The organism is Sphingorhabdus sp. (assembly GCF_044239665.1).
GTDB lineage: Bacteria > Pseudomonadota > Alphaproteobacteria > Sphingomonadales > Sphingomonadaceae > Sphingorhabdus_B.
In genome coordinates, this window is record NZ_JBIIBA010000045.1 from 1 (window position 1) to 8041 (window position 8041).

General features: G+C 53.6%; 7 protein-coding genes. 1 reads left to right on the plus strand and 6 read right to left on the minus strand.

The window, feature by feature from the left end:
- The 6 genes from ACILP3_RS10150 to ACILP3_RS10175 all read right to left on the minus strand — a co-directional run.
- A partial coding sequence (locus ACILP3_RS10150) for an acyl-CoA dehydrogenase family protein (protein ID WP_395616516.1) occupies positions 1 to 201 on the minus strand: 201 nt, incomplete at its 3' end.
- A gap of 151 nt (positions 202 to 352) precedes the next feature.
- Positions 353 to 1849 carry a CoA-acylating methylmalonate-semialdehyde dehydrogenase gene (locus ACILP3_RS10155; RefSeq protein ID WP_395615168.1) on the minus strand — a complete coding sequence of 499 codons (1497 nt, stop codon included), beginning with the start codon at positions 1847 to 1849 and terminating at the stop codon, positions 353 to 355.
- Positions 1850 to 1977: 128 nt separating this feature from the next.
- Positions 1978 to 3120, minus strand: a complete 1143-nt coding sequence (locus ACILP3_RS10160) for an NADH:flavin oxidoreductase (RefSeq protein ID WP_395616517.1) — start codon at positions 3118 to 3120, stop codon at positions 1978 to 1980.
- Positions 3120 to 3923: an alpha/beta fold hydrolase gene (locus ACILP3_RS10165; protein ID WP_395616518.1), complete on the minus strand. Its 804-nt coding sequence runs from the start codon at positions 3921 to 3923 to the stop codon at positions 3120 to 3122. Before ACILP3_RS10165 ends, ACILP3_RS10160 begins: the two co-directional genes overlap by 1 nt.
- 8 nt (positions 3924 to 3931) lie before the next feature.
- Positions 3932 to 4399, minus strand: a complete 468-nt coding sequence (locus tag ACILP3_RS10170) for a nuclear transport factor 2 family protein (RefSeq protein ID WP_395616519.1) — start codon at positions 4397 to 4399, stop codon at positions 3932 to 3934.
- Positions 4400 to 4423: 24 nt separating this feature from the next.
- Positions 4424 to 5716, minus strand: coding sequence for an acyl-CoA dehydrogenase family protein (locus tag ACILP3_RS10175; protein WP_395616520.1), 1293 nt, complete (start codon positions 5714 to 5716; stop codon positions 4424 to 4426).
- Between the two features lie 443 nt (positions 5717 to 6159).
- Between ACILP3_RS10175 and ACILP3_RS10180 the strand changes: the two genes are divergently transcribed.
- The coding region (locus ACILP3_RS10180) for a TonB-dependent receptor (RefSeq protein ID WP_395616521.1) at positions 6160 to 8041 on the plus strand (1882 nt) is incomplete at its 3' end.

The following is an 8041-nucleotide window of genomic DNA, read 5'->3' on the forward strand; positions in this document are numbered from 1 at the left end:
GCCTAATCCCGTGCCACCCGATTCTTCAGACACATAAATCGCGCCAAAGCCAAGCGCGCCAGCCGCTTTCCACACATCGACCGGATAATGCGACTTTTCGTCCCATTCCGCAGCAAAAGGCGTGATCGCATCCGCTGTGAATTTGCGCGCCATATCTTGAATGGCGATTTGATCGTCCGTGAGTTCAAACTGGTTTTGCATAGCAGCCTACCTCTAGGATTTCGATGTGCGTTCAAGAAACGGCGCAATACTCATATCGCTCCGCCTCGCCGATGGACTGAAAGGCAACGCCTTTACCGCGCGTAACGCGGCGTGAGAGTGCATAAGCGCAGCAGCCATCAGCTTTGCAGCCTTACCCCATAGTCGGAATGACGAATGCGTTGCCGCCGTCAGGCGATCCATCGGGCCAACGCTGTGTGATGGTTTTGACCTTGGTCCAGAATTTGACGCCTTCCATGCCATGCTGGTTGGTGTCGCCAAAGGCAGAGCGTTTCCAGCCACCAAAGCTGTGATAGGCAACAGGGACCGGGATGGGCACGTTAATGCCAACCATGCCGACATTGACGCGCGCGGCGAACTCACGCGCTGCGTGGCCGTTGCGGGTGAAGATCGCAACGCCATTGCCATATTGGTGGTTGCTGGCCAGCGATAAGGCTTCTTCAAAATTGGCCGCGCGCACCATTTGTAGAACGGGGCCGAAGATTTCTTCCTTATAGCTTTCCATGTCGGTGGTGACATGATCGAACAAAGTGGGGCCAATGAAATAGCCTTCTTCATGCCCCTGCAGCTTGAACCCGCGGCCATCGATGATCAACTCGCCGCCTTCGTCAACGCACGTCTGGATCCAGCCTTCAACCTTTGCCTTATGCTGCGCGGTGACAACTGGGCCATAATGCGCTTCGGCATCGGTCGAGATGCCCACGCGCAAGGCTTCGATGGCCGGAATGAGCTTAGCCTTCAAACGCTCTGCTGTGTCATTGCCAACGGGCACGACCACAGGCAGCGCCATGCAGCGTTCGCCTGCTGAACCAAAAGCAGCGCCAGCCAAGTCATTGACCACTTGGTCCAAATCCGCATCGGGCATGACGATGCCATGGTTCTTCGCGCCGCCCATGGCTTGCACGCGCTTGCCGTTGGCAACGCCGCGATTGTAAACATAATGCGCAATGTCGGAGGAACCGACAAAGCTAACAGCGCCAATGGCTGGATGGTCCAAAATAGCGTCGACCATTTCTTTGTCGCCATGCACGACTTGGCAGATGCCTTCAGGCAGGCCAGCCTCAATAAATAGTTCGGCCAAGCGCACCGGCACGCTTGGGTCACGCTCGCTTGGTTTGATGATAAAGGCATTGCCCGTCGCTATGGCAGGACCGCACATCCACAAGGGGATCATGCCGGGAAAGTTAAACGGTGTGATACCTGCGCCAATGCCGATGGGCTGGCGCATCGAATAGACATCAATACCAGGGCCAGCGCCTTGGCTATATTCACCCTTCATCACATGCGGGATGCCGCAGCAAAATTCGATGACTTCCAACCCGCGCTGAATGTCGCCCTTGCTGTCGGCAATGACCTTGCCATGCTCGCTACTCAGCATATGCGCCAGATCGTCCATATTGGCCTCAACAAGACGCTTGAATTCGAACATCACCCGCGCGCGGCGCTGCGGGTTGGTCATCGCCCACGCAGGCTGCGCCGCCAATGCCGCCTGTACTGCGCGCTCCAATACGCTTGCGTCACCTAAAGCGACCTGCGCTTGCACGCCGCCATTATTGGGATCCATTATGTCACCAAAACGCGATGCGCTGGCGCCTGCACCACCGCTGATGAAATGATCGATTTGACGCATATCTTGTTTTCCTTTTAGCAAAACGTCATTGCAGATGCTGGACGCATCGAGCGCCGTCGCCCCCTGAAAGGGGGTAACATCTGCAATCGTCGGGTCCTGACCTCCTTGGAGTTTCGAACCTCGGATTATTAATGTTCGTAGTTCTTGAGCGCCGTATCGCGATTATAGGGCGTTAGCTCGTTAATCCGTCCCTGCTCTACCTTTTCCAGCCAGTTGGGATCTGCAAGAAGAACTCGACCCAGTGCGACGAGATCAAACTCGTTGCGCTCGAACATCTTTACAAGATCCTCCAGGCGACCCAACATGGGAGACGATACGCCTTCGACAAAATCCTGCATCAAATCTCGATCCATGCCGATTGATCCTACGGTGATCACTGGCTTACCCGTGACCTCCTTGATCCAACCACCCAGATTTTTGTGGTCGCCTTCAAACTCCGGTTCCCAGAAACGGCGCTGCGAAGCATGGAAAATATCCACCCCAGCGCGGGCCAGCGGGTCGAGCCAACGGTGCATCTCGTCCGGATTGGCGGCGAGTTTTACATCATAGTCATAGGTCTTCCATTGTGAGACACGAAAGATGATAGCAAAATCTTCACCTACCGCTGCTCGGCAGGCGGCAATAACCTCGGCCGCAAATGTGACGCGGTCCGCAATGTCCGGCCCGCCATAGCGATCATTTCGCAGATTGGTTCGATCCCAGAAGAATTGGTCAAAAATATACCCATGGGCCCCGTGCAATTCGATTGCGTCGCATCCAATCTCTTTTGCCAAGCGGGCAGATTTTGCGAAGGCAGCGATGGTATCATCAATATCCTGTTGGGTCATGGCGCGACCACCCTCAATGTCGGGTCCAGCGAAGCCTGACGGACTAACCAACGGAGCATGGGGTGAATCGGGGAAGTTGAAATCCATACAACCGCCGACGTGCCATAATTGCGGAACAAACATCCCGCCTTCGGCGTGGACGGCATCAATTGCGCCCTTCCATCCGGCAAGTGGTTCCTCGCCATCAAATAGCGGGATATTGTCTGCGGCAACAGCGTGATCAATCGCCACTCCAGTGCCCTCAGTTATAATCGTACCGACGCCACCTGCGGCACGACGGCGATAATATTCTGCCCCATCGTCCCCTAATACGCCCCCCGGAGCAAAATAACGCGACATCGGCGCCATGCAAAAACGGTTTGGAGCTTTCAGCGACTTACACGCAAACGGTGTATGCAGCGGCGCCAACAAGGCGGCTAAATCGTCAAGCGGAGCAGTAGACATCAGATTAAATCCTTTAAAAATGCGAGCAGTGCCTCATTATAGGCAGAAGGATTCTCGAGCTGTGGGGAATGTCCTGTGTCCATTGTTAGAAGCGTTCCATTCGCAGCGCAGTTTGCGGCAAAGCCTGCAATCGCAGGGTCAGCGATTGTATCTTTTGTTCCGCCAATCGACAGGACGGGGAAGTTAAAAGATGCCAGCAGTTCACGCTGGTCAAGCGTCGCAAGACCGGCAAGTGTTTCGCTCGCGCGCGGCGCAGTTGCCAAGAACCCGCGCTCGACCCATCCAATCATTGCCTCGCTTGCGCCTTCACCCGATGCGCCTTCCGCCAGCGCCCGGAAAAAGCCGGGGCGATCAGCGGTAATTGCGCCAGCGATTGCCAGAACGTCTTCAGGCATTCCGCCGTGCGGAAACCCGTCACCCTGCACATAACGCGGCGATGCCCCACAGGTCAGAATAAGTCCTGCGACACGATTACCGAGCAATGCGGCAGCGGCAACGGCCACAGCGCCGCCCAAGGACCAGCCATTTAGCACGACCCGCGGTACATCGCAGCGATCGATGATCGCAGCCACATCGCCAGCGATTGCAGCGATCGACATATCGGTAAAATCCCGGTCGGAACGACCACAGCCGCGGTGATCAATCACAATGGCACCATGTCCCGCAGCAAGGAGCCCCTCGACAGCCGAAGCCCAATAATCTCCAGACATGCCCCAACCGTGGATCAGCACGACCGGCAATCCGGGCGCACGATGGTGCTCAAAATACACTCGGCCACCAGTATCAGTTTCAAAATAAGCCATAAAAGCTCCTATGCAGGCGGCGACAGGGTGACGCCGGGAAGCGGATTGAAGTGGTGCATCTTCACCTTCCGGTGCGCGATTTTCCAGACGCCCTCGCGCCTTTCAAACCTATCAAAATAAGTCGCACTGACGGTTTGCGCCTGACCATCTGATGTAGTGCCAATGCAGTCCACGTCACAAAGGCCAGTAGCGCGGTCATCCCCTTCAAAGGAGATAACAAGATTAGTGGTAAAGTGACTGGAGGCAAGCCAAGCGTCCCACAGAATATCCTTGGTGACATGGGCAATGCCGTCCAAACCTTCGAAGCTACCAAAAGGAGGGCCAATGTCCCATATGGCATCGGGCCACCATATTGCACTGAAGCGTTCCCAGTCGCGCTTGTCGAAACCATGGCAATAATCACTAACCAAATCATGCATCGCAAACCGGCTCTCAACACGGTCAAAACGTTGTTCGATATTAGAGATCTCTGTCATATCAATTCCTTGAGATATTGCACATCAGTCAAGATATGCGGCGAATTTCTCTCGTGCTGCGGCAAGACGGGCTGGCACATGATAGCTCGGGAAAGGCCCAGGGAACGGCTGAACATCTCTCAATATGTCCTTCGCCACGCCGACTTTGTGCACCTCGGTCGGTCCATCGACAATCCCCATTTCGGGCACATATTGCCACATATCCATCAATGGCGTTTCGTTCGACATACCAAGCGAGCCATGCAGATGCAGTGCGCGATACACAACGTCCTTCAGCACGCCAGGCATGGCGGCTTTAATTGCGCTGATCTCGCGCCTCACGGGACGGGTATAGGCCTGATCGCGGTCGAGCAGCCACGCGGCATAGAGGACATGTAAGCGAAATTGCAGAATCTGCGTGTAGCTGTCGGCGATTTTTTCTTGGACCATCTGCTTGTCGGCCAGACGCTCACCCTTGGTGGTACGGCTAACAACGCGTTCTGTCATATATTCCATCGCTTTATTCAGCATTCCCACAGTCCGCATTGCGTGATGGATACGACCACCCCCAAGGCGCGACTGTGCCACCTTAAAGCCAGCGCCGATCGGACCAAGATGGTTCGCCTGAGGCACGCGGCAGTTGGTGAAACGAAGATAGCCATGGACACCGCTGCCAATCTCATCCTTTGGACCAACGGCGGTATTTCGTATTATCTCAAGTCCTGGCGTGTCATGCGGCACGATTAACATCGTCGAGCCCTCATGCACCGGAACATCCGGATCAGTGATGACCATGACAATCAGGAACTCAGCAATGCACGCGTGACTAGCGTACCATTTCTCGCCCTCAATCACCCATTCGCCGCCACTTAGATGCGCCTTGCAAGTGAATTCGCCGGGATCAGCGCCAGCCTGCGGTTCAGTCATCGAATAGCAGGAAACAATCTCACCATCGAGCAGTGGCTGGAGATATTTTGCCTTTTGTTCGGGCGTGCCGAAGCGCGCAAGTATCTCCGCATTTCCTGTGTCAGGTGCCTGTGTCCCAAAAACAGTAGGCGCAAAGCGACTGCGGCCCAGGATTTCGTTCATCAGCCCAAGCTTCAGCTGCCCCAGCCCTCTTCCGCCAAGTTCAGGACCTAGATGGCAGGCCCAAAGGCCGCGTTTTTTGACCTCTTCCTTCAGCGGCGCCATGATACGCGCAGCCCGAGACCGCGGATCAACATGCGCCCCAGGATCGCGAAACACCAGATCGAGTGGCTCTATCTCCTCGGCAACAAACCCGCGCATCCATTCCAGTTGCAGTTCAAATTCAGGCTCGTTTGAAAAATCCCATGCCATCAGTAAATAGTTTCCTTACTTTGTTGGTTCCAACCATATTCATTGACCTGCTTTTCAGGCACATTCGCTCCGTTGTTCCGCGTCAGACACATATACGGCCTGCACTTCACTTGCTTCTCTTGCACCACTCGAGTTTGGAGCCGCTTTACTTGGACGCCCGACTCTTATGCTACTCTTTCCCACGGCTGATATAACCCTTCCGAATCTTTGTTGCATAGTTACTAGTTGAGAACAAGCAAGAATGGTCTCGTATTGAAATAATGAAAATTATTATCTTAATTACAAAGAGATAAAAGCCGCATCATAATATTATTCATTCTTATTACAGAATTTACTTGTCGATGACAAGCAAGTGAGGCATCCTGAACCATGGAGCGTAAATTGCGACATCTGTAGGGGAGATCGCGATCAAATCATGCGCCCGTTTTTGGAGAGGAATGATCATGATAGATCGTATAAAAATCACGCGGCTGCTTACCACCGCTGCAATCATATTATATCCTGCGTCAGTAGTCAGTGCGCAGGAAACAAACACGGAAACGCAGGCAGAAACGCAGGGGTTGGAAGAAATCCTTGTGACAGCCCGTAAGCGCGACGAAAACATGCAGGACGTCCCTGCATCGGTCAGCGCGCTGTCTGCTGGCGAACTGGAAAGGCGCTTTGATTCCGACATACGTGACTTTGCCGGCGCGTCACCGAATATCGTTATTGATGATACGCAGCAAGGTCCAGGCGGCGTTGCGGCTATTTACATCCGTGGTATCGGCGTCGGGGACGTCGAAAAGTCAGTCGATCCAGCTGTCGGCGTTGTTTTTGATGATATCTACATCGGACAGAGTTCAGGCAGCTTGCTCAAGGCGATCGATATTGATCGTGTTGAGGTTCTGCGTGGTCCACAAGGCACATTGTTCGGACGCAACGCCACTGGTGGCGTAATCAATCTCGCGCGCTCGCGACCAACTTATGATCTTACTGGAAAGGCGCGCGCGACTTATGGTCGGTTTGACACATTTAAGATCGAAGGCGTTACCAGCACCGGTCTTTCAGATAATGTAGCGGTCAAAGTCAGCGGCGCTTATGAAAAGTCCGACGGCTATATGTATAATAAATTCTTTAAACAACCAGGGCAGCGGTCTGAATTCTACGCTGTTTCAGGCGCACTGTTGTTTGAGCCGACCGAAAATCTCGACATCCAAGTCAGCTACGATCATCAGAAAACCAAGCAGGATCCGCCACAATTGCTTGCTGTTAATAAGTCGACCGACTTGTTCTGTGCGGCATATGCCCAGTGCTCACCAAAGCCCGGCGTTCCCACATCGGGCGATCGTTATGTGAGCGTCTCTGACGGACGGCTGGACAAAAACGCGACATTTAAGCTCGACATGGCAGTCGCCAAAGCGACCTATGATGTCGGATCCGATATGCAGATCGATTATATTCTCGGCTGGTTGAAAACAGACGAGACAATCACGCAGGACTTCGACACCACACCATTTACGCTGTATCACACGGATCGTCCTGCGCGTTGGCGCCAGACCACGAACGAATTGCGTCTCACCAAGGGTGGCACAGGCCCAGCGACATTTGTTCTGGGTGCCTATCTGTGGGATTCGGAATATACGATCAATCTGAAGAACTATATCGGCTTTGCTGGACCGCCACTGCTTACCAGTGCACAAGATGTCACGCAGACCAACAAGTCATGGGCAATCTATGGCGAGGGCGACTATGATCTCATGGAAAAGCTCACGCTGACGGTTGGGGCGAGATATACGAAGGACAAGAAGTCCAGCATCGTCAATGACTTGCCAGTCAAAATTTATGGAACTCTGATTGAAGCAAATCCAGTTGCTACGCTTCCTGGAACCATAAAGATGGCAAAGCCGGCCGAAGAAAGCTGGAAAAAGTTCACACCGCGGGTTTCGCTCCGCTACGAACTTTCTGACGACTCTATGGTCTATGGCTTGTGGTCACGCGGCTATCGTGGAGGCGGCTTCAATGGGCGTCCTGCGACGCTTAGTGCGGCAACCATCCCTTATGATCCTGAAACACTCGACAATTATGAAATCGGCTTCAAAACCGAACTTGCGGACAACCGCGTTCGATTGAACGGGTCAGCTTTCATAATGAAGTATAAAGATATGCAGCAGGATCTGGACGTTCCAGCACCTGGCACATCAACGGGACGTGAGAACCGCACGATCAACGCGTCCTCAGCTGAGTTCAGGGGCTTCGAACTTGATTTGACAGCTCAGTTGTTTGATGGCTTCACTCTCAATGGAAATCTTGGCTATCTTGATGCGAAATATAAGGACTTTTTCGGTG